This window comes from Methylobacterium sp. A54F (genome assembly GCF_053346035.1).
Genome location: NZ_JBKFBF010000177.1, coordinates 1 through 293, shown reverse-complemented (window position 1 = coordinate 293; position 293 = coordinate 1). Strand labels below are relative to the sequence as shown.

General features: G+C 73.4%; 1 pseudogene. It reads left to right on the top strand.

Going from position 1 to position 293, the window contains the following annotated elements:
• Positions 1-293: pseudogene (locus ACLBXP_RS25855) on the top strand (type I secretion system permease/ATPase); the annotation flags it as partial.

Sequence of the window (293 nt, the reverse complement as noted above, 5' to 3'; positions counted from 1 at the left end):
GATGCGCGCCCGCCTGCTCACCCGGATCGTCGCGGTGCTCGACGAGTGCCTCAGCCCCCGGGTCTTCACCGCGGTGGGGCAGGCGCCCCAGGGCGGCCCGACGCCGGGCGCCGCCTACCTGCCGCTGCGCGACCTAGACCAGATCCGCGGGTTCCTCTCGAGCCCGGCTCCGGCGGCCCTGTGCGACCTGCCCTGGATGCCGCTCTACTTCGCGATCTGCTTCCTGTCCCACCCGCTCATCGGGCTGTCGGCCCTCGGCGGCGCGCTGTTCCTCGTCGGCATCACGATCCTCA